The sequence below is a fragment of the Sphingobium sp. AP49 genome (assembly GCF_000281715.2).
Classification (GTDB): domain Bacteria; phylum Pseudomonadota; class Alphaproteobacteria; order Sphingomonadales; family Sphingomonadaceae; genus Sphingobium.
In genome coordinates this window covers 22,230-43,056 of record NZ_CP124576.1, presented here as the reverse complement: position 1 = coordinate 43,056, position 20,827 = coordinate 22,230, and the positions used below count along the sequence as shown (strand labels likewise).

At 64.5% G+C, this 20,827-nt stretch carries 17 protein-coding genes; 4 read left to right on the top strand and 13 right to left on the bottom strand.

What is annotated here, in order from left to right; genetic code table 11:
* Window positions 1-41 precede the first annotated feature (41 nt).
* A complete protein-coding gene (pepN, locus tag PMI04_RS00185) occupies window positions 42-2,666 on the top strand; it encodes an aminopeptidase N (RefSeq protein ID WP_283184829.1) in 2,625 nt (874 codons plus the stop codon).
* Window positions 2,667-2,711: 45 nt separating this feature from the next.
* On the opposite strand, the gene PMI04_RS00180 is transcribed toward pepN, so the two are convergent.
* Genes PMI04_RS00180 through PMI04_RS00165 form a run of 4 tightly spaced genes read right to left on the bottom strand, consistent with a single transcriptional unit; the run spans window position 2,712 to window position 6,288 of the window.
* Complete coding sequence (locus PMI04_RS00180) at window positions 2,712-3,323, bottom strand: ABC-type transport auxiliary lipoprotein family protein (protein ID WP_037485103.1); 612 nt, start codon at window positions 3,321-3,323, stop codon at window positions 2,712-2,714.
* A gap of 14 nt (window positions 3,324-3,337) precedes the next feature.
* On the bottom strand, window positions 3,338-4,300 hold the full coding sequence (locus tag PMI04_RS00175) for an MlaD family protein (protein ID WP_007703977.1): 963 nt from the start codon (window positions 4,298-4,300) through the stop codon (window positions 3,338-3,340).
* A gap of 3 nt (window positions 4,301-4,303) precedes the next feature.
* Window positions 4,304-5,176 carry an ABC transporter ATP-binding protein gene (locus tag PMI04_RS00170; RefSeq protein WP_007703972.1) on the bottom strand — a complete coding sequence of 291 codons (873 nt, stop codon included), beginning with the start codon at window positions 5,174-5,176 and terminating at the stop codon, window positions 4,304-4,306.
* Window positions 5,176-6,288, bottom strand: coding sequence for an ABC transporter permease (locus PMI04_RS00165; RefSeq protein WP_007703970.1), 1,113 nt, complete (start codon window positions 6,286-6,288; stop codon window positions 5,176-5,178). The genes PMI04_RS00170 and PMI04_RS00165 overlap by 1 nt, the downstream gene beginning before the upstream one ends.
* A 98-nt stretch (window positions 6,289-6,386) precedes the next feature.
* Here PMI04_RS00165 and PMI04_RS00160 point away from each other — a divergent pair, with 98 nt between their 5' ends.
* A complete protein-coding gene (locus tag PMI04_RS00160; RefSeq protein WP_007703968.1) occupies window positions 6,387-7,061 on the top strand; it encodes an HAD family hydrolase in 675 nt (224 codons plus the stop codon).
* Between the two features lie 4 nt (window positions 7,062-7,065).
* Here PMI04_RS00160 and PMI04_RS00155 read toward each other — a convergent pair whose 3' ends face one another.
* The 4 genes from PMI04_RS00155 to PMI04_RS00140 all read right to left on the bottom strand — a co-directional run bounded on the left by PMI04_RS00155 (window position 7,066) and on the right by PMI04_RS00140 (window position 12,343).
* Window positions 7,066-8,919: an AsmA-like C-terminal region-containing protein gene (locus tag PMI04_RS00155; RefSeq protein WP_007703964.1), complete on the bottom strand. Its 1,854-nt coding sequence runs from the start codon at window positions 8,917-8,919 to the stop codon at window positions 7,066-7,068.
* Between the two features lie 67 nt (window positions 8,920-8,986).
* On the bottom strand, window positions 8,987-9,919 hold the full coding sequence (locus PMI04_RS00150) for a 2-hydroxyacid dehydrogenase (RefSeq protein ID WP_007703957.1): 933 nt from the start codon (window positions 9,917-9,919) through the stop codon (window positions 8,987-8,989).
* Complete coding sequence (locus PMI04_RS00145) at window positions 9,919-11,271, bottom strand: cystathionine gamma-synthase family protein (RefSeq protein ID WP_007703954.1); 1,353 nt, start codon at window positions 11,269-11,271, stop codon at window positions 9,919-9,921. The genes PMI04_RS00150 and PMI04_RS00145 overlap by 1 nt, the downstream gene beginning before the upstream one ends.
* Before the next feature lie 247 nt (window positions 11,272-11,518).
* The gene (locus tag PMI04_RS00140; protein ID WP_007703952.1) at window positions 11,519-12,343 is read right to left on the bottom strand and encodes a hypothetical protein; all 825 of its coding nucleotides are present in this window, start codon (window positions 12,341-12,343) and stop codon (window positions 11,519-11,521) included.
* A gap of 341 nt (window positions 12,344-12,684) precedes the next feature.
* On the opposite strand from PMI04_RS00140, the gene PMI04_RS00135 reads away from it, so the two are divergent.
* Window positions 12,685-15,096, top strand: coding sequence for a ligase-associated DNA damage response DEXH box helicase (locus tag PMI04_RS00135; RefSeq protein WP_037485076.1), 2,412 nt, complete (start codon window positions 12,685-12,687; stop codon window positions 15,094-15,096).
* Between the two features lie 132 nt (window positions 15,097-15,228).
* Here PMI04_RS00135 and PMI04_RS00130 read toward each other — a convergent pair whose 3' ends face one another.
* The 4 genes from PMI04_RS00130 to gyrB form a co-directional block, all read right to left on the bottom strand.
* Window positions 15,229-15,972 (bottom strand): DJ-1/PfpI family protein, encoded by a 744-nt coding sequence (locus tag PMI04_RS00130; protein ID WP_007703946.1) that lies wholly within the window; start codon window positions 15,970-15,972, stop codon window positions 15,229-15,231.
* Window positions 15,973-16,024: 52 nt separating this feature from the next.
* Complete coding sequence (locus tag PMI04_RS00125) at window positions 16,025-16,534, bottom strand: hypothetical protein (protein ID WP_007703943.1); 510 nt, start codon at window positions 16,532-16,534, stop codon at window positions 16,025-16,027.
* Between the two features lie 11 nt (window positions 16,535-16,545).
* On the bottom strand, window positions 16,546-17,103 hold the full coding sequence (locus PMI04_RS00120; RefSeq protein ID WP_007703940.1) for a DNA-3-methyladenine glycosylase I: 558 nt from the start codon (window positions 17,101-17,103) through the stop codon (window positions 16,546-16,548).
* Window positions 17,104-17,224: 121 nt separating this feature from the next.
* Window positions 17,225-19,747, bottom strand: a complete 2,523-nt coding sequence (gene gyrB / locus PMI04_RS00115; protein WP_037485071.1) for a DNA topoisomerase (ATP-hydrolyzing) subunit B — start codon at window positions 19,745-19,747, stop codon at window positions 17,225-17,227.
* A gap of 85 nt (window positions 19,748-19,832) precedes the next feature.
* Here gyrB and PMI04_RS00110 point away from each other — a divergent pair, with 85 nt between their 5' ends.
* Complete coding sequence (locus tag PMI04_RS00110) at window positions 19,833-20,312, top strand: hypothetical protein (RefSeq protein ID WP_007703915.1); 480 nt, start codon at window positions 19,833-19,835, stop codon at window positions 20,310-20,312.
* Here the strand turns inward: PMI04_RS00110 and PMI04_RS00105 are convergent.
* The gene (locus PMI04_RS00105) at window positions 20,309-20,815 is read right to left on the bottom strand and encodes a DUF1993 domain-containing protein (protein WP_007703912.1); all 507 of its coding nucleotides are present in this window, start codon (window positions 20,813-20,815) and stop codon (window positions 20,309-20,311) included. The genes PMI04_RS00110 and PMI04_RS00105 overlap by 4 nt on opposite strands.
* Window positions 20,816-20,827 lie beyond the last annotated feature (12 nt).

The following is a 20,827-nucleotide window of genomic DNA, read 5'->3' as shown; positions in this document are numbered from 1 at the left end:
TGGACAGTGGTTCTGGCATTTGACCCACTGGCCTTTTCTCCATGCTCTGCCTAATCTGGCGCCATGGCCGATATCCAATCCACCCAAGCCGCCGCTCCCCCGTCATCCGCCGCGCCGACTATCGCGTGCCTGACTGGCTGGTGCCCGACATTGCCCTCGATTTCGATCTGGATGCCGCGCTGACGCGGATCTGGTCGGATCTGTCGGTGGTGCGCAACGGCGATCATGACCGTCCGCTGCGACTGGACGGCGATGGCCTTGTCCCGCTGGAGGTAAAGGTCGATGGCCGTAGCCTCCAAGAGGATGAGTGGACGTTGGAGGCCGGGGCGCTGGTGGTCCCGCTCGTCGGCGCAGCGCACAAGGTGGAGGTGCTGGTCGAGCTGGCGCCGGAGGGCAACAGCAAGCTGATGGGCCTTTATGCCAGCGGCGGGCTGCTGTGCACCCAGTGCGAGGCGGAGGGGTTCCGCCGCATCACCTTCTTCCCCGACCGGCCCGACATATTGTCGCGTTACAGTGTGAAACTGACTGCTGATAAGGCGCGTTATCCGATCCTGCTCGCCAATGGCGATCCAGCGGGGCAGGGGGATCTGGCTGACGGCCGCCATTGGGCACAGTGGAATGATCCCTTCCCCAAGCCCTGTTATCTGTTCGCGCTGGTCGCCGGTGACCTCGCCTGCAATGCCGATCGCTTCGTGACGATGAGCGGGCGAGAGGTGGCGCTGGGCATCTGGGTGCGCGAGGCTGACCTACCGCGCACGGAGCATGCGATGCAGGCGCTCAAGAACAGCATGGCCTGGGACGAGCGCGTCTACGGCCGCGAATATGATCTGGACGTGTTCAATATCGTCGCGGTGGCCGACTTCAATTTCGGCGCGATGGAGAACAAGGGCCTCAACATCTTCAATTCGCGCTATATTCTTGCCGATCCCGAGACCGCGACCGACATCGACTATGATGGCGTCGAAGGCGTGGTGGCGCATGAATATTTCCACAACTGGTCGGGCAATCGCGTCACCTGTCGCGATTGGTTCCAGCTGAGCCTCAAGGAAGGTTTCACGGTCTTCCGGGACCAGAATTTCTCGGCCGACATGGGTAGCCATGCGGTCAAGCGGATCGAGGATGTCCGAATCCTGCGCGCGGCCCAGTTCCAGGAGGATTCAGGACCGCTGGCGCATCCGGTGCGCCCCGAATCCTACATGGAAATCAGTAACTTCTATACGGCGACCATCTATAACAAGGGCGCCGAGCTGATCCGCATGATGGCGCTGATGCTGGGCGCGGAGCGGTTCCGCGCCGGTACCGACCTCTATTTCGACCGGCATGATGGCGAGGCGGCGACCTGCGAGGACTTCGTCCGCGCCATGGAGGATGGCGGCGAGATCGACCTTGGCCAGTTCCGTCGCTGGTATGAGCAGGCCGGCACCCCCCATGTCCGGGCGCTGCTGAGCCATGATCCGGTCAGCCGGAAGGCCGAGCTGCTGCTGGAACAGAGCGTGCCGCCGACGCCCGGCCAGCAGAACAAGCTGCCGATGGCGATCCCGCTGCGCGTTGCCCTCTATGATCCGGCGACCGGCAGCCATCATGGCGACCAGTTGCTGATGCTGACGCAGGCGCAGCAGCGTTTCACGTTCGACAATTTTGCCAGCCTGCCGATCCTGTCGATCAATCGCGGCTTTTCCGCGCCGGTGATCGTCGAGGCGAATCGCAGCCAGGCCGACCTCGCCTTCCTGTCGGCGCATGATGACGATCCCTTCGCCCGCTATGAGGCGATGCAGCAGCTGATGGTCAATGTGCTGGTCGGCCAGGTGGCGGGACAGGCCGTCGACGCAGCGGCGGTGGTGGATGCGGTGCGCAATACCATCACCGATCCGTCGCTGGACCCGGCCTTCGTTGCCGAGGCGATCCGCCTGCCGAGCGAAGCCTATCTGGGCGACCAGATGAAGCTGGTGGACCCAGACGCGATCCATGTCGCCCGCGATGCGCTGCAGACGCGGCTGGGCGCCGAGCTGGAACCGCTATGGCGTGATATCCACGCCAAGACCAAGGCCAACGCCTTCGCGGTCTCACCGGCGGCCAAGGGCGCACGCAAGCTGCGCAATGTCGCGCTCGTCTATCTGGTCGCGTCAGGCGCGACGGATGGCCCGACCATTGCCTTTGGCCAGTTCAGCGACGCCGATAACATGACCGAGCGCCAGTCGGCGCTGGCGACGCTGGCAAGCGGCACGAGTCCCGAGCGGGAAGCGGCGCTCGACATTTTCTATAATCGTTATAGCGACGATGCGCTGACCTTGGACAAATGGTTCCAGACCCAAGCCTTCGCCTTCCATCCCGAAACGGTGGCGCTGGTCGAGGAACTGGGACAGCACAAGGCCTTCACCCTCAATAACCCGAACCGGGTGCGCTCGCTCTACGGCGCCTTTGCGGGCAACCAGTGGGCGTTCCACCACCAGTCGGGCAAGGGCTATCGCCTGGTTGCCGACTGCATCATCGCGCTCGACAAGCTCAATCCGCAGACCGCCGCGCGGCTGGTGCCCCCGCTCGGCCGGTGGAAGCGGTTCGACGCCAGCCGTGCCGCGCTGATGCGCGCGGAATTGCAGCGTATCCTGCAGGAACCGGGCCTGTCCAAGGACGTGACCGAGCAGGCGAGCAAGAGCCTGGAGGGATAAGGGTAGGGGGCCGGTCGGGGAGCGTATCCCGGGCCGGCCGGCCGATCAGTCTTTTTGGGCGGCGACCCAGGCGGCGACGTCGGTCGCCACCTTATTGGCGGCACTGTTGAGCGGCGCGCCCACGCTATTGGCGTCGATCTTGCCGCCGACCGGGGCGCTGGCGGTGAAGCGCTGGCGCGCGATGGCGACGCCGGCCGGGGTCATCAGCGCCGCGTCGAAGGTTACGACTGCGCTGTTGCTGGCGCCATCGATGCCGAAGGCGATCAGCTCGCCGCTTAGCCGTTGGCCGCCATCACCGGAAAACTGGCCGGGATCGAGCACGATCCGGTCCGTCGTTGCGGACACGGTTTCAGCCAGCAGGCGGCGGAACAGATGACGCGGCGTTTCCGCCCATTGCACCTTGGTCACATAGGCGACCGAGGTCGGCGACGTCTGCACCGGGACGCGCACCGTATCGATGATGCGGGCAGCCTCCGGATCGGTGATGATGATGGAGCGGCCGCCGCCGGCATTGCTCTGCGCGCCGGTGGGGACCTTGTGCGCGGCATCGAGGGTCAGCAGCTGCTGGGGCGGCTTGCTGCCGATCGAGACGCAACCGGCCAGCAGCATGGCTGCGACAAGCGCGATCGGCGCGCCAGCCCGTTTCTTGAGGAACATCATCGCGCGCCCTTTCATGGCTTATAGTCGGGCAGCTGGGGCGATCCGACGATCGAACCCGCGCCCTGCTGGTCGAGTTTCTCCGCCACGCCGCGGAAGGCGCGCGACATTTCGCGCAGATCGCGAACCAGGCGATTCACTTCCGGCATGGTCTGGTTGCTGAAGGCATGCACACCCGGCTGCGCTTCGGCGATGGTCTTGTCGAGCGTATCGATGCTGCGACTGGCCGACTGAACGCTTTTGCGCAGGTCCGCCATTAGCGGGCGACCCTCATCGTTCAGCAGGCCGTTGGTGGTTGCGGCCAGCTCACCGATCTGTTGCGCGGCGATGCCGGTGCGCTGCACGGCGATCCGCGCCTCTGCCAGCGTCGCGGCGATTTCGGGGCTACGGTCGGCCAAGGCGCCGGACACGCGCTCGACATTGGCGAGGATGCCGGCGATCGACTGCTGATTCTTGTCGTTCAGCAATTCGGTCAGCCGTTCCGTCAATGTCGACAGCCGTTCCAGCAGTTGCGGCGCATTGTTGAGCAGTTCGCCCAGCGCACCGGGCTTGGTCGGAATGACCGGAACGCCGTCAGGACAGGCGGACTGGCTATTGTCCGCTGGGCAGATGATCGGCGGGGCGCCTTTCACTGCACCATCCAGCACGACCTCGCTGACGCCGGTGAAGCCGACGCCGGCAATGGTCGCGGTCGTCCCCTGCAGTACCGGCGTGCCATCCTTCACCGAAATGCGCACCTTCACGAAGCTGGGATCGCGCTTCCACAGTTCGATCTTCTCCACCTGGCCCGACGGCACGCCCGAATAGTTGACACTGGATCCCTTGGCGAGCCCGTTGACCGACTGTTTGAAGAAGATGTCATATTCCTTGTTCTCGCCGTTGGACAGGCGCGAGAACCAGAAGGCTGCCGCCATGATCGCAGCCAGCAACAGCAGCGTGACCGCGCCGACCAGCACATGATTGGACCGGGTTTCCATATCCTATTGCCTTCCGTCCGCTTGTTTGTCGGCAGCGGCCTTGCCGCGTTCGCGCGTGACGGCCGCCGTGGCGGCGCGGCCCCGCGGACCGTTGAAATATTCCTGGATCCAGGGGTGATCGAGCGCCAGCAATTCGTCGATCGTCCCGACGGCGATCACCTTCTTGTCCGCCAGCACCGCGACACGGTCGCAGATCGAATAAAGGGTGTCGAGATCATGTGTAATGAGGAAGACGGTGAGGCCCAGCGTTTCCTGCAGCTTGCGCGTCTGGTCGTCGAACGCGGCCGCACCGATCGGGTCGAGCCCGGCGGTCGGTTCGTCGAGGAACAGCAGGTCCGGGTCCAGCGCCAGCGCGCGGGCCAGGCCGGCGCGCTTCTTCATGCCGCCCGACAGTTCGGCCGGATATTTAGGGCCGGCCTCAGGCGGCAGGCCGGTCATGCGGATCTTGTAGGCGGCAATCTCGTCGCGCAGCACCGGGCCTATATTGGGATAATATTCACGGATCGGCACTTCGACATTCTCGGCCACGGTCAGGGTCGAGAAGAGCGCTCCGCCCTGAAACAGCACGCCCCAGCGCTTGCGGATCGCCAGCGCCTCGTCATCCAGCCGACCGATCATCGATTCACCGAAGACATGGACCTCGCCTGCGTCGGGCATCTGCAGGCCGATGATAGAGCGCATCAGCACCGACTTGCCGGTGCCCGATCCGCCGACCACGCCCAATATCTCGCCCTTGCGCACATCAAGGTCGAGATTCTCGTGCACGACCTGGTCGCCGAAACTGTTCTTTAGTCCGCGCACGGCAATGGCGATGTCATCGGACTGGACCGCCTGTTCGATCCGCTCTTCCTCGGTGCTGCGTTCCTGCGCGCTCATCAGTTCCAACCCACCCAGGTGAAGAACACGGCGAAGAAGGCGTCGAGTACGATCACCAGGAAAATGGCCTGCACCACCGCAGCGGTCGTGCGCAGACCGACTTCCTCGGCATTGGCCTTGACCTGCATGCCCTGGAAACAGCCGCTGATGGCGATGATCAGGCCAAACACCGGCGCCTTGATGAGGCCGACATAAAGATCGGTGATCGGCACCACCTCACGCAGCCGCTGAACAAAGGTGATCGGCGGAATGTCGAGCGATACGGCGCACAGGAAGCCGCCACCGATGACCGCGACGATCGAGGAATAGAAGCCGAGCAGCGGCATCATTACCACCACCGCCAGGGTGCGGGGCAGCACCAGCGCTTCCATCGGCGACACGCCGATGGTGCGCATCGCGTCGACCTCCTCGGTCAGCTTCATCGTGCCCAATTGCGCGGCGAAGGCGGAACCGGAGCGGCCGGCGACCATGATCGCGGTCATCAGCACACCCAGTTCGCGGAAGGTGAGGCGGCCGACCAGGTTGATGGTCAGCATCTCCATGCCGAACTGGCGCAGCTGTACCGCGCCCTGCTGGGCGATCACGATGCCGATCAGGAAGCTCATCAGGCCGATGATGCCGAGCGCCGAGACGCCGACTACCTCGAATCGCTGTACCACGGCATTGATGCGGAAGCGGCTGGGATGGCGGATCAGCCCCCAGGTCGTGACCAGCGTGCTGCCGAAGAAGCCGAGCAGTCCGATCAGGGTGTTGACCGAATTGATCACCGCCTCACCGATCTGGCCCAGGACGCGGTTGAGCGGAGAGATATGAACCGGGTGGATGTCGACCGGTTCGTCGATCCGGCCGACGGCGCCGATCAGTCTCTGGCAATCGGAACTGCCGCCCTGCACGTCCGCGCCCAGGCGCTTGGCGGTGCGGTGGATGGTCCAGGCGCCGATCGTGTCCATATGTTCGACATCGGTCACATCGATGCAGTCTATCGGTCCGACAATGGTGTCGAGGCGGTTGGGCAAATCGTGCAGACAGGCGATCGACCAGTTGCCGGTAAGGCGTATGACTGTGCCGCCGCCGTCACGGCTTTCCTCAACGAGATCAGCGGCTTTGTTCATGCGGAGGGATTAGTGGTCCATTATCGGTTGCGCGGCAAGCCGAAACGGCCCATCCGCCAGACAGAACGACGGGCAAGGGCAAAAGTTTCGGACACGGCATGACATATCGGCTGGCGATTTACGACATGGACCGCACGGTCACCTTTTCCGGCACCTACACCGGATTCCTGATCCATGTAGCGGCGCATATGGCGCCCTGGCGGCTGGTGTTCCTGCCGCTCATTCCCTTCGTCATGCTGGCCTATGTGGTGAAGCTCATCAGCCGGCAGACGCTCAAGGAAACCAACCAGTGGCTGATGATCGGCGGCCGGGCCGACCGGACGAAGCTGATGCCGCATATCGAAAGCTATGCCGACAAGGTGATGGCCAAGAATGTCCGGGCCGGCGCGCTGGAACAGATCGCGCGGGACCGCGCCGCCGGTTATCGGCTGGTGCTCGCCACTGCCTCCTACCGCCTCTATGTCGAGGCGATCGCGCGGCGGCTGGGCTTTGACGTGGTGATCGCGACCGACCATGTCGGGCAGGATCTGCCCTATGTGCGCGCCAAGATTTCCGGCGAGAATTGCTACGACACCGGCAAGCTGCGGATGATCAAGGCGTGGATGGCGGCCGAGGCGATCGACCGCAGCCAGGCGCATATCCGCGCCTATTCTGACCATGTATCGGATGCGCCGATGCTGGAGTTCGCCGACGAGGCCTTCGCTTCCAACCCGCATCCGCCGCTCGCCAAGCTGGCGGCGGAGCGCGGCTGGACGCGGGTGGACTGGAACTGAAACGCTAACGCATCGCGGTGCGGGCCAGCGCATCGCAATCGGCGTCGCCCACCGTCGGCTGTTTCTCGCCGCCGATCGCATTGCCGATCATCTTGATTATGCCCTTGGCCGAACGGGCTTCTTTGGGCAGCTGAATATCGGGCGCCTTGATCGTGCCGCCGACCGGCACGCTGCCCTTCAGCCGCAACAGGCTGTCCTGCTTGGGGATGCCGCTCAGTGCCAGCGCCAGGCGCTCGTCCGACAGGCGGATCGTGCCAACGGCGCTTGTCTGGGCGCGTGAGGTGTCGATCAGCACCGGGCTGGGCCGGGCAAAGCCGTCGCGGATGTCGAGCCGGGTGATGATGCAGCGCAGGACGGCCTCCTTGCGCTTCGACAAGGTCAGGCCGCGGCCGACATCCTGCCCCATCAAAGCGGCGGTCCGGTCCGGAATGCGGCCATCGCGCGCGACCAATGCGATGATGCCGGTCGACGTGCCGATGGCCTGACGGATCGTCCGGCCACGCCCCTTGACCGCGACCCGGCCATCCAGCGCGCCGTCGATCTGCGCGTCGGGGAAGAAATCGAGCAGGCGCGCGCCCTGCAATGCCATTGCGATATCGAGCAGGGGGCCGCCGTCACGCTGGTTGACGCCGATCCGCCCCGACAGCGTGCCACGGGTCAGGCCCAGCGTCAGCGGTTCGACCGACAGTCGGCTGCGCTCCAGGCTGACTGAGCCGGTCAGGGAACGGAAGGGGCTGGGGCCGGGCCACAGCAATTGCCGGACCTTGAGGTCCAATTTGCCGTCGGTATGATCGACGGTGGCGAGGTCGATGGCCGTATCGGGGATCAGGCGCGGCCCAAGCTGCGCGCGCTTGGCCGCCGCTTTCGCCTTGCCGGCGTTGCTCGACAGATCGTCGAAATCGAAGCGATCGGCGCTCAGCGCGCCGTCGATCCGGGTGCGGCCATCGCGCTTGCGGATGGTGGCATGGCCGGCAATGTCGGACCGGCCGATCGTGCCTTTCAATCCCTCGACGATCCAGTCCGGCCGGTCGCGTACCACCCGCGCGGTCAGCCTGACCGGTTGGGTGCCGGGCAGGCCGGCCTCGATGATCGCGTCGAGCAAAGCGAGGTCGGTGCCATGGGCGGTCGCCTCGCCGCGCAGATGGCCGATGTCGAGCGGTCCATCCATCGTGCCCTTGAGGGTGAAGCCGACCGCCTCGCCACTGATCGCCGCATCGAACGGCCAGCGCTGGCCCGGCCGGTTGTCGAGGATCGGGCCGCCAGTCGCGGTGACGGTCACGGGATGGCCGCGCACATCGCCGTTGCCCGACAGGCGCAGGCCGCGCGAATCGACCATCAGCGCGGCATCTACCGATCGCCCGCGCTTGTCGTCGCGATAGGCGATGCGGCTGTCGGTAACGACCAGGCTGTGCAGCGCCGGATGGCCGCCGCGCCTGTCGCTACCCTTGCTGCGCTCGCCGCTCCAGTTCTCGCGGCCCTGCGCGTCGCGATAGAAATGGAGCCGGGCGCGGTGCGCCTCCAGCCGCTCCAGCACCGGCCCGCCGGTCAGCAGGCCCCAGACCGAAAAGCCGGCGCGGATCTCGCCGATTTGGGCCAAGTCGGGCAGGGCGGGCCTGATCCAGCCGGGTTGCGGCACGCGCAGGTCGCGCAGGGTAACGAGGGGGTGGAAGGACAGGCTGTCCTCCCGCGCCATCGCGCCGATCGTCACCGGCTTGCCGATACGGTCGGACAGGCGGCGCTCGATCGGCCCTTTCATCCATCCCCAGGGAAAGGCGGCGAGCGCCAGCAGCAGGATCGCACAGAGCAGGACCAGGCCGACCAGCCCACGCACCACCCATCGCTTCGCCCCTGTGGCCATTCGCATCGCTCTCCCGTCCGGCCCGATCGGCCATGTCGGCGCTCAACGTTTGGACATGCGGCTTGGTTCAGAGGACCGGATTGGGCAGTGGTTCCTCCGCCACAAAGGCGCGGATATTGGCGAGCAGCATCTGCGCCATCTGCGCCACCGCCGCATCGGTCGCGCCGCCGGTGTGCGGGGTCAGGATGCAGTTCGGCACATCGGCCCAGCGTGCCGGATCGGTCGGTTCCTGCGCATAGACGTCGAGCGCCGCGCCGCCCAGCCGGCCGGCGCGCAGGGCATCGATCAGCGCATCCTCGTCCACCAATTGCCCGCGCGCGACATTGACGAGCAGGCTGTCCGGGCCAAGCGCATCGATGATCGCGGCGGACATCATGCCGCGATTGTCGTCGGTCGCCCGCGCCGCGATCACCAATATGTCGCTCTCGCTTGCCAGTACCGCCAGGCTCTCGCTGCGCGGCCAGGCGAGGCCGGGCTTGTCGCGCGGCCCCCACCAGCGGGTCGCCATGCGCAGGGCATCGGCGCGCGCCGCGATGGCGATGCCGATGCTGCCCATGCCGACAATGCCCAGCCGGGCGCCGGCGATCGACCGAGTGATGGTCTTGCCGCCGGGCAGCCATTCGCCCGCGCGCAAGGCCCGGTCGCCGCTGACGATCTGGCGCCGATGAGCCAGGATCAGGCCGATCGCATGGTCGGCGACATCCTCCGCATTGGCGTCGCCGGCATGGCTGACGGCGATGCCGTTCGCTCGCGCCCAGTCGAGGTCGACCCCGTCATAGCCGACGGTGAAGCAGGCGATCAGCCGCAGCCGGCCCATCGCTGCCAGCATGGCGGGATCGAGCCGGAACTCGCCGGCCGTCACCACTATCTCCGCCTCGCCAAGGCGGGCGCGCCCGGCCTCCTCCCATAGCCCCATGACGTCATATTGCATCGCCAAAATGGTCAGCAGCGGCGCCAGATGGGGCTGGGCGATCAGGATGACCGGGCGCAGATGGGCCATTATCCGCCCTTTCCTTCGATAGCCTTCAGCGCCTGGGCGAAGTCGGCGATCAGATCGTCGGCATCCTCGCAGCCGATTGAGATGCGCACCATATTGTCGCCGATCGCCAGCGCCTTCTTGCGCTCGGCCGGCACCGACAAATGGGTCATCGCGGCGGGGTGGCTGGCCAGCGTCTCGGTGCCGCCGAGACTCACCGCCAGCTTGGCGATCTTGAGCGCGTCGAGAAAGGCAAAGGCCTCCGCCTCGCCACCCTTCAGATAGAGCGAGAAGGTGGAGCCGGCGCCGGTGCAATGGCGGCGATAGATATCGGCCTGCCGCTCAGTCTCCGGGAAGCCGAGATAGACGACCTTCTCCACCTGCGGCTGGTCCTTCAGCCAGGTGCAGACCTTCTGCGCATTCTCGCCCGCACGGCTCATCCGCAATTCCAGCGTCTCTAGGCTGCGCAGCAGCATCCAGGCGCTGTGCGGGTCGAGAATCGTCCCGATCGTGTTGCGCATTAGGCGGATGCTGTTGATGAGGGCATTGGAGCCGAGCACGCCGCCCGCGACCAGATCGCTATGCCCGCCGGCATATTTGGTCAGGCTGTAGATGACGAGGTCGGCGCCATGGTTGATCGGCCGGTGCCACAGCGGCCCCAGGAAGGTATTGTCGATCGCGATCGGCGGGACATGATCTTCGCCCGCGAACAGCGCATCGCGCCGCGCGACCACCGCCTCCAGATCGACCAGCACATTGGTCGGGTTGGCCGGGCTTTCCAGATAGAGCATCGCGACCCGGCCTAGCCCCTTGGCCTTCTCGATCACCGCGCCAATCTCGTCCTCGGTCGCGCCGGCGGGGAAATCGAGCCATTGCACCCCGAAGCGGCCGAGGATGCGGCCGATCAGCGATTCGGTCGCGGCATAAAGCGGCGCCGAATGGACGATGACGTCGCCCGGCTGCACCAAGGCGAGCAGGGTGGTGGCGATCGCCGACATGCCGCTGGAAAAGAGCAAGGCGTCCTCCGCTTCCTCCCACACCGACAGCCGATCCTCGGCAATTTCCTGATTGGGGCCGTTGAAGCGCGAATAGACCAGCCCCTCGGCGCCGCCGGGCCGGATGCCGGTCACCCCCTCGAAATGGCGCTTGCCCGCGGCCGCGCTCTCGAAGGCGAAGGTGGAGGTGAGGAAGATCGGGGGTTTCAGCGATCCTTCCGACAGGGTCGGGTCATAGCCATGGCCCATCATCAGGGTCGCGGGCTTCAGCTTGCGGCCGTCAATCTCCAGGATCGGCGCCTTGGGGCGGCGGCGATTATGGGGCGGCTCGGCGCCGGTCAGGTCGGCTTCGGTGACGGGGGGCGGGGTTTCGCCGGTCATGTCATTCTCCTGCATCTGGCGGCCTCTGCTGTGCCGCTCATGGATGGCGGGAGTGTAACGCAGGAGCGGGGCAGGGGGCCAGTCGAGAGTGATATAATCTTTCGTCGCGGAGTATGATTGTTTCTAGAAAAGCTGATCAATTGCGAACTGTCAGATTTAGATTCGTGGGCTGAACGAGTCGCCATTTGGCATGTCGGCTGAGTCTGCTCAGTTGCCTGCTCCTGCCCGGCAAAAGTAGGAACTACACTCAGTCCAGTATGCTGACTTTGCGCCGCAATTTTATCATATTGTTCAGCGCGGCCTGGAGAGCGCTGTTGCGCCCCTTGGTTGAGAGGCAAAGATAATAAACCGGAAGACTGCCGGTTGCCTTCGTTGACCCTTGAGCGAGGCCAAAACCAAACGCCTTTAAAAGGTTTTTACCTTGAGAGGTGGCTGCGAAAGCGATCATCTCAATTGACCCATCATTCGGAAGTGCACCTGTTTTGCTGTGGTTTGCAAAAAAGGAAGCAACCAAAAAATTGATTACGTATTCCAGCACCGATCCATGTATGCCCCGAACCCTCTCTCCCCTGAAAATATCAGCGATATACCAAAATGAGTGGGGGCGGTCCTGTGCGAGAGCAATATGTTCGTCGGTTATATCATCTTCTAGCAAAGCACCGCTTCTGATTGCTTCAAAGCAGGATTCTGTAACCGGCCAGACCGACAGATAGCCTAGAATCCGACCATTCTTATCAGAGGCTTGAGTTATTCCGTGCCGGTAGGTTTCGGCCCATTTGAGCAGGACCCTTTCGTCTGGATAATGCTTCCCTTGGGCCTGGTATCTCGTTTTTCCCAATAACCAAACATTGCGGACCTCTCCGTCAGAGCTGACGAAAGTCGCTTCGAGTGGGCTGCCCTTTAATATCGAGAGGCGACGTATACCTGGAAGAAGTAAGGCGCCTAAAACTGCACCGCCTGCCAATGCTCCGGCTGTCGCCCTAACGATTATGCCATCGCCTAGGACGCCCAGTAGAATTCCGGTAATCACTCCACTAGCGCTTAAGCTCTTCCAAGCCATCGACCAACGCATTTTATCCCCCAAATCGCCCTCTGCTGTTGTACCTGGGAGTCAAATCAATTCAATGTAATTAGATAAATTTTATGGCCGATATGTTGGGTGGGGGCGCTAAATAGAATATCGACCGGAGGTCATCACTGGCATACTGAATTTGATAAAATCCGTCATTTTTGGTGGCCTAAATGAATGACGGTTTTGTTTCAGGGCTGGTCATGAGCGTGAGCGAGCAACTTGGTCGTCCGCTTCCAATTACCAACAGAATTTAATGGGATAAATGGGATCGGCGCAAAGCGATAAAGCCTCATAGCCCCCACCACTTCCCCCCATCCCCCGCACCCCCTACATCTACCTCGATGCCACCCGCGCTTCCTTCCATCCTCACCGACTGGTTCGCCGCGCGCGGCTGGCGGGTGCGACGGCATCAGGTGGATATGCTGGCGGCGGCGCAGCGGGGAGAGCATGCGCTGCTGGTGGCGCCGACCGGGGCGGGCAAGACGCTGGCGGGCTTCCTGCCGACGCTCGCCGACCTGATTGCGAACCCCGCCGACGGGCTGCACACCCTCTATGTCTCGCCCTTGAAGGCGCTCGCGGTCGATGTGCGGCGCAACCTGCTGACGCCGATCGAGGAGATGGGGCTGCCGATCCGGGTGGAGACGCGCACCGGCGACACCCCGTCCGACCGCAAGGCGCGGCAGCGGGTGCGGCCGCCGCAGATATTACTGACCACGCCCGAATCCCTGTCGCTGCTGTTGAGCTATCCCGACGCGGCGCTGCTGTTCGAGCATTTGCGCACCGTCATCGTCGATGAGGTCCATGCCTTTGCCACGCAGAAGCGCGGTGATCTGCTTAATCTCTCCATGGCGCGGTTGCAGGCGATCAACCCGGACCTGCGCCGGGTGGCGCTGTCGGCGACGGTGGCCGATGTCGATGCCTATCGCGCCTGGCTGGCGCCCGATGGCGATATCGATGCGGTGACGCCGGTGCTGGGGGAGGCCGGGGCCGAGCCCGACGTCACCATCCTGATCCCGGAGGGGCGGGTGCCCTGGTCGGGCCATTCGGGCAAATATGCCGCGAGCCAGGTGATGGCGGAGATCGCCGCGCGGCAGACCACGCTCGTCTTCTGCAACACGCGCGGTCTGGCCGAACTCATCTTCCAGGAATTATGGTCGGTCAATGACGCGAACCTGCCGATCGCCATCCATCATGGCAGCCTGTCGATCGAGGCGCGGCGCAAGGTCGAATCGGCGATGGCGGCGGGGAAACTGCGCGCGCTGGTCGCGACCGCTTCGCTCGACCTCGGCGTCGACTGGGGCAATGTCGACTGCGTGATCCAGATGGGCGCGCCCAAGGGCAGTTCGCGCCTGCTCCAGCGCATCGGCCGCGCCAATCACCGGCTCGACATGGCGTCGGAGGCGATATTGATCCCCGGCAATCGCTTCGAATATCTGGAGGCGCGCGCGGCACTGGACGCGGTCGAGGCGGGGGAGCGGGACGCCGATTATTTCCGTCCCGGTGCGCTCGATGTGCTGGCCCAGCATGTGATGGCGATCGCCTGCGCCGGGCCGTTCCGCGAGGAGGAATTGCTGGCCGAAATCCGCTCCGCCACTCCCTATAGCGCGCTGACGGACGAGGGCTTTGCCCATGTGCTGCATTTCATCGAGGGCGGCGGCTATGCGCTGCGCGCCTATGACCGGTTCAAGCGGCTGGTGCGGGAGGGCGACGGCACATGGCGGGTGTCGCACCCGAAATTCATCCAGCAGCACCGGATGAATGCCGGCATCATCGTGGACCAGCCCGCGCTGGCGGTGCGCTTTGCCAATGGGCGCAAGCTCGGCACGGTGGAGGAGAGCTTTGCCGCCACCCTGCGGCCGGGGGACAGCTTCTTCTTCTCCGGCATGGCGCTGGAGGTGGTGCGGATGGACACCAGCGATCTGGTGGTCCGCGCGACGAGCAAGAGTGCGCGCATCCCCAGTTGGGGCGGCACCCGCATGGCGATGTCGACGCGGCTGGCCGACCGGGTGCGCCATTTCCTGGCCGAACCCGACGCCTGGCACCGTTTCCCCGACGATGTGCGCGAATGGCTGGAGGTGCAGCGCGCCCGCTCCGCACTGCCGCAGCCGGGGCAGCTGCTGGTCGAAAGCTTCCCGCATGAGGGGCGCCATTATATGGTCTGCTACAGTTTCGAGGGCTGGAACGCACACCAGTCGCTCGGCATGTTGCTGACCCGGCGGATGGACGCGCAGGGGCTGATGCCGCTGGGCTTCGTGTCGAACGATTATGCGCTCGCCGTCTATGGCCTCAAGCCCGTGACCGATCCGCAGAGCCTGTTTTCCGCCGATATCCTCGATCATGAATTTGTCGACTGGGTCGAGCAGTCGAGCTTGCTCAAGCGCGCCTTTCGCGATGTCGCCGTGATCTCCGGCCTGATCGAGCGCCAGCATCCCGGCAAGCGCAAGACCGGGCGGCAGGTGACCTTTTCCACCGACCTCATCTATGATGTGCTGCGCAAATATCAGCCCGACCATCTGCTGCTGAAGGCCGCCTGGGCCGATGCGCGGGCACGGATGACCGATGTCGGGCGGCTCGGCGACCTGATCGACCGGGCGGCGTCGACCATGCTGCATGTGCCGCTCGACCGGGTCAGCCCGCTCGCCGTGCCGCTGCTGATCCTGATCGGCCGTGAACAGGTGGCGCAGCGCGATGCGGAGGACGCGCTGCTGATCGAGGCTGAGGCGCTGGTGGCCGAAGCCATGCGCGCGGATTAGGGGGGCATTCGCCGTCACCCTCTACCGCCGTCATCCCAGCGAAGGCTGGGATCCCACTTCTTTCTTCCACTGATGCCAAGAAAGAGAGATGCCAGCCTTCGCTGGCATGACGGAAGGGGGGAGGTTTTGGGTTTACCCCGGCAACCCGTTCAGCTTGGCAAAGGGGTCGTCACTGGCATCCTCCTGCCAGCGATACTCCGTCCGGTTGGCGGCCCAGCGCGCCATCTCCTTGCCATAGAGCTTCGCGATCAGGCCCAGCGCCATGTCCGTTCCCGCCGAAATACCGGAGGAGGAGATGAACTTGCCGTCCTCCACCCAACGCGCATGCGGGATCCACGCGACCTTCGCCCCCTGCGCCGTCGCCCAGGCCCAGGCCATCTTGTTGCTGGTCGCCTTCACCCCGTCGATCAGCCCGGTCTTCGCCAGCAGGCCCGAACCCGTGCAGATCGTCGCCACCTGCGGCGTATCCTGGGCCAATGTGCGGACGGCGGCGAGGAAATCGGGGTTGTTCACTTCCCGCCGGGTGCCGAGGCCGCCGGGGATCATCACGATGTCGAGTTTCGGCGCATCGGCAAAGCCATGGTCGGCGATCGTCTGCGGCCCGGCGCCGCTACGCACCGGTCCGGCCTTGTCGGCGATCATGACGATCTCGACCCGGTCTTTCAGCATGCCGAACATTTCCAGCGGGCCGAACACGTCGAGCAGCTCGAACCCCTCGAACAGCACCATACCCAGCTTCTTCTTGAGGCCACTTGGCGGCACCGGCGGCTCCACGGAAAGTTGCGCCGATACAGTTGTGCCGGTTGCAGCGAGCGCGATTCCCGCGGTCAGGAGAAAGTTGCGCCGCGCAACATCGGCTTTTGGCTGGTCGCTCATCGTCAAATCCTCCCTGTTCATGGAGCAGAACGAGCAATGGCCGCGATCCCGCCTATTCGCCGCCGTCCTTGGTGCCGCCACAGCCCTTGAGCGTCCCCTCGCCGAAGGAGACCTGCACCCGGTCGGACCAGATCGCGTCGCTCATCCCGTCGCTGCACGGTCCTTCGGTGACGGTCATGGTAAAGCCTTCGCCCAGGAAGCGGACAGCGCGGGGATCATCGGTGCGGCTGACATGATAACGCAGTGGGGGATGATCGGGCCGCTGCAGCGTCGCGACCGATCCCTTGACGATCACGGCCCAGAAAGGCTCGGTGCCGATCGCGCGATAATCCTCCTGCGGTGGTGGGGGAGGCGGTGTTTCACGGGAAACAGAGGCGGGCGCCGGTTGCGCGGCGGCGATCGGGGCCGCAGCTGTTTCGGGCGCGACACCCTCATTGGCGACGATCGCCTGGTTAAGCACCGGGGTCGCGTTGGCGATCGCATTGTCGGCGTGATTGTCGACCCTGTTCGGCGGCACCGGATCGCCCGAGCAGGCGGCAAGGGCCAAGAGCCCTGTCACCATCGCCGTCACTTTCACGCGCCGGCCCGCCGGAAACAATGGCTCGCATGATCGTCGACCATGCCGATCGCCTGCATCCAGGCATAGACGATGGTCGGGCCGACGAACTTGAAGCCGCGCTTCTTGAGATCCTTGGAGATCACCTCCGACTGGGCGGTCTGGGTCGGGAAGGTCGTGCCGTCGCCGACGATCGGCCCGTCGGGTGCGAAGGACCAGACATAGGCGGCGAAATCCTCGCCGGCGTCGCGCATCGCGCCATAGATTTGCGCGCCCTTGATCGTCGCCTGGATCTTGGCGCGGGCACGGACGATGCCGGGATCGGCCATCAGCCGCTCGACATCATCGGTATCGAAGGTGGCAACCTTGTCCGGATCGAAGCCGGCAAAGGCGGCGCGAAACCCTTCGCGCTTGCGCAATATGGTGATCCAGCTGAGTCCCGCCTGGAACCCTTCCAGCATCAGCATTTCCCACAGCATGCGCGAATCATGCTGGGGCACGCCCCATTCCGCGTCATGATAGGCCTGGTAGAGCGGGTCCGGCCCTACCCAGCTGCAGCGCGGCAGATCGGTCATAGGTTTTGGGTGCGTCTGACGGTGCACGGAGCCGCACCAGCCCGCACCCCCACCCGGCCGCCCAAGACATTATCCTGATGGGGTGGCCGGGTGGGGGTGCGGGCTGGCACAGTCATCCTTATCAAACGTCCAGGTTGGCGACGTTCAGCGCGTTGTCCTGGATGAATTCGCGGCGCGGTTCGACCACGTCGCCCATCAGCTTGGTGAAGATTTCGTCGGCGATATCGGCCTGTTCCACCTCGACGCGCAGCATCGAGCGATTGTCCGGGTCCAGCGTGGTTTCCCACAGCTGTTCCGCGTTCATTTCGCCCAGCCCCTTGTAGCGCTGGATCGACAGGCCCTTGCGGCCGGCGGTCAGGATCGCGTCGAGCAGCTCGCTGGGGCGCGAGATGTTGACGCCCTTGGCCGCGACGGCAGGCAGTTCATCCTCGCCCAGTTCATCCTGCGCCGCAACGGATTTGGCCGAGACCAGGCGGCTACCCCTGGCATAGCTTTCCGCCTCTTCGCTGGCGGTGCCGTGCAGCTTGCGCGCTTCGGCCGAGCCCAGGAAGCCATGTTCGATGACATGATGGTCGGTCACGCCGCGCCACAGCCGCTCGAAATGGAAACCGCCGCCTTCGGCGATGCGGCCGGTCCACTTGCCCTCGGCATCATGGCCGTCCATCCAGGCCACGGCGGCTGCCAGCTTCTCCGCCTGTTGTGCTTCGGTCAGCTCGGGGTCGAGCGCGCCGGTCAGGCCCAGCGCTTCGATGATCGCGGGATCATAACGGCGCGGCACATAGCGCATCACCGCGCGCATGCGGCGAGCATGTTCGATCAGGCTGCGCAGGTCGGCGCCGGTGCGGGCGCCGCCGGTCGTTTCCAGCGCCATCGTGTCGACGCCATTGTCGACCAGATATTGTTCCAGTGCGGCCTCGTTCTTGAGATAGACCTCCGACCGGCCACGGCTCGCCTTGTAGAGCGGCGGCTGGGCGATGTAGAGATGGCCTGCCTCAATGATCTGCGGCATCTGGCGATAGAAGAAGGTCAGCAGCAGCGTGCGGATATGCGCGCCGTCGACGTCGGCGTCGGTCATGATGACGATCTTGTGGTAGCGCAGCTTTTCCAGGTTGAAATCGTCACGGATGCTGGTGCCCATCGCCTGGATGAGGGTGCCGACTTCCTTGGACGAGAGCATCTTGTCGAACCGGGCGCGCTCGACGTTCAGGATCTTGCCCTTCAAGGGCAGGATCGCCTGGTTGTGGCGGTTGCGGCCCTGCTTGGCCGAGCCACCGGCCGAGTCACCCTCGACCAGGAAAAGTTCGGACTTGGCGGGGTCGCGTTCCTGGCAGTCGGCCAGCTTGCCGGGCAGGCTGGCAATGTCCATCGCGCCCTTGCGGCGGGTCAGTTCGCGCGCGCGCTTGGCTGCCTCGCGGGCGGCGGCGGCATCGATCACCTTCTGGACGATCATCTTGCCGTGGCCGGGATTTTCCTCCAGCCACTCGGCCATCTTGTCGGCCATCAGGCTTTCAAGCGGCTGGCGCACTTCGGAGCTGACCAGCTTGTCCTTGGTCTGCGACGAGAATTTGGGATCGGGCAGCTTGACCGAGACGATCGCGGTCAGGCCTTCGCGCATATCCTCGCCGGTCAGGCTGACCTTCTCCTTCTTCAACAGGCCGGTCTTTTCGGCATAATTGTTGAGGGTACGGGTCAGCGCGGCGCGGAAGGCGGCAAGATGGGTGCCGCCGTCGCGCTGCGGGATGTTGTTGGTGAAGCAGAGGACATTCTCGTAATAAGAATCATTCCACTCCAGCGCGACGTCGATGGTCACGTCGTCGCGGGTACCCGAAATCGCGATTGGATCGGGCATCAGCGCATTCTTGTTGCGGTCCAGATATTTGACGAAGGCCGCAATGCCGCCTTCATAGAATAGCTCGACTTCCTTCTTCTCCTCATGGCGCGCATCGACCAGGAACAGGCGCACGCCACTGTTGAGGAAGGCCAGCTCGCGATAGCGATGCTCCAGCTTCTCGAAATCATATTCGGTATGATTCTTGAACGTCGCGCCGTCACCGGGCGCTTTTTCCAGGCTGGCGAGGAAGGTTACGCGCGTGCCCTTCTTGAAAGTCCCGTCCTCTTTGGTGGGCGCATCGCCGATCACCTTGAGCGGCGCGGTGGCGTCGCCATAGGCGAAGCGCATCCAATGCTCCTTGCCATCGCGCCAGATGTTGAGGTCCAGCCATTCGGACAGGGCGTTCACCACGGACACGCCCACGCCGTGCAGGCCGCCCGACACCTTATAGGCATTGTCGTCGCTGGTATTCTCGAACTTACCGCCCGCGTGCAGCTGGGTCATGATGACCTCGGCCGCCGACACACCTTCTTCTTTGTGGATGCCGGTGGGGATACCGCGGCCATTATCCTCGACGCTGACGCTGTTGTCGGGATTGAGCGTGATGACGATCTTGTCGCAATGGCCGGCCAGCGCTTCGTCGATCGCATTGTCGCTGACCTCGAACACCATATGGTGCAGGCCCGACCCGTCGTCGGTATCGCCGATATACATGCCGGGCCGCTTGCGCACGGCGTCGAGGCCTTTCAGCACCTTGATGCTGTCGGCGCCATATTCATTGCTGTTGGGGCTGTTCTGCTGTTCGTCGCTCATACCCAGCATATAGGGAATGGTGGCATGAAACTAAAGCGAAACATGGCGTCTTCCACCCGGCTTTAGGGCGGTTTATCAGGCGCTCATGCGTGTTGTCCCGATCCTTGCCCTGCTGCTGCTTTCCGCCTGCTCGCGCAGCAGCGAAGTGGCCGATGAATTGCCCAACAGCTCGCTCGCCGGCGCGCCGCGCGAAACGATACCCGAAACCCGGATGGAAGCGACCCTCGCCCGACCGGTGACGATCGGCGAGGACGGGCCTCGGCTCGACGCCTGCGGCGCGATGGGACAGGCGACCCGCGTCGGCGCGCAGGGACTCAGCGTCCGCTCCGCCCCCTTTGCCGAGGCGAAGGCGCTGGCGCAGCTGGCGGAAGGGGCGCGGATCCATGTCTGCACCCGCAGCATCGACCAGAAATGGCTGGGCGTGGTGATCCCGCCACCGGTGACCGAGGGGCCGCCGTCGACCGATTGCGGCGTGCATGAACCGGTCGATCGCAAGCAGGCCTATGCCGGCCCCTGCACCAGCGGCTGGGTCTCCAGTGCCTATGTCCGGTTGATCGCGGGTTAAAGCCCGCCCAGATAGTCGAGCTTGCCCAGCGGTACGCCGGCCTGGCGCAGCAGGGCATAGGCGGTCGTCAGGTGGAAATAGAAATTGGGCAGCGAGAAGGTCAGCACATGGCTGCGCCCGGTGAAGGGAAATTCGCCGCGCGGCGTCTTGAGGATGACGGTCGCCTCCTCGCGCCCATCGATCCTGTCGCGCGGCACCGACTCGAGGAATGCGATGGTCCGTGCAATGCGATCCTGCAGGTCGGCGAACGTCTCTTCCATGTCGGGCAGGGGGAAGGGTTCCAGTTCGCCGATGCGGATGACCGCGCCCTTGGCGCTGTCGGTGGCGAGCTGCACCTGCGCGGTCAGCGGGCGCATATCCTCGATCAGGCGGGCATCCGTCAGCGTGGCGGGATCGATGCCCTGTTCGGCGGCAAAGGCGGCGCCTTTGTCGAGCAGGGTGGACAGAGTGCGCAAGCCGCGCAGGAAAGCGGGGACGGTCAGGTCGTAAAGTTCGGTCGCCACGTTACAGGGATT

Excerpts from the sequence above, each read along its gene's own strand:
- PMI04_RS00125 (WP_007703943.1), bottom strand. The coding sequence starts at position 16,534 with ATGGTGACAGGGCTCTTGGCCCTTGCCGCCTGCTCGGGCGATCCGGTG.
- pepN (WP_283184829.1), top strand. The coding sequence starts at position 42 with ATGCTCTGCCTAATCTGGCGCCATGGCCGATATCCAATCCACCCAAGC.
- PMI04_RS00180 (WP_037485103.1), bottom strand. The coding sequence starts at position 3,323 with ATGTTCCTCAAGAAACGGGCTGGCGCGCCGATCGCGCTTGTCGCAGCC.
- gyrB (WP_037485071.1), bottom strand. The coding sequence starts at position 19,747 with ATGAGCGACGAACAGCAGAACAGCCCCAACAGCAATGAATATGGCGCC.
- PMI04_RS00150 (WP_007703957.1), bottom strand. The coding sequence starts at position 9,919 with ATGGCCCATCTGCGCCCGGTCATCCTGATCGCCCAGCCCCATCTGGCG.
- PMI04_RS00155 (WP_007703964.1), bottom strand. The coding sequence starts at position 8,919 with ATGGCCACAGGGGCGAAGCGATGGGTGGTGCGTGGGCTGGTCGGCCTG.
- PMI04_RS00120 (WP_007703940.1), bottom strand. The coding sequence starts at position 17,103 with ATGACCGATCTGCCGCGCTGCAGCTGGGTAGGGCCGGACCCGCTCTAC.
- PMI04_RS00160 (WP_007703968.1), top strand. The coding sequence starts at position 6,387 with ATGACATATCGGCTGGCGATTTACGACATGGACCGCACGGTCACCTTT.
- PMI04_RS00140 (WP_007703952.1), bottom strand. The coding sequence starts at position 12,343 with ATGCGTTGGTCGATGGCTTGGAAGAGCTTAAGCGCTAGTGGAGTGATT.
- PMI04_RS00165 (WP_007703970.1), bottom strand. The coding sequence starts at position 6,288 with ATGAACAAAGCCGCTGATCTCGTTGAGGAAAGCCGTGACGGCGGCGGC.
- PMI04_RS00110 (WP_007703915.1), top strand. The coding sequence starts at position 19,833 with ATGCGTGTTGTCCCGATCCTTGCCCTGCTGCTGCTTTCCGCCTGCTCG.
- PMI04_RS00175 (WP_007703977.1), bottom strand. The coding sequence starts at position 4,300 with ATGGAAACCCGGTCCAATCATGTGCTGGTCGGCGCGGTCACGCTGCTG.
- PMI04_RS00145 (WP_007703954.1), bottom strand. The coding sequence starts at position 11,271 with ATGACCGGCGAAACCCCGCCCCCCGTCACCGAAGCCGACCTGACCGGC.
- PMI04_RS00170 (WP_007703972.1), bottom strand. The coding sequence starts at position 5,176 with ATGAGCGCGCAGGAACGCAGCACCGAGGAAGAGCGGATCGAACAGGCG.
- PMI04_RS00130 (WP_007703946.1), bottom strand. The coding sequence starts at position 15,972 with ATGAGCGACCAGCCAAAAGCCGATGTTGCGCGGCGCAACTTTCTCCTG.
- PMI04_RS00135 (WP_037485076.1), top strand. The coding sequence starts at position 12,685 with ATGCCACCCGCGCTTCCTTCCATCCTCACCGACTGGTTCGCCGCGCGC.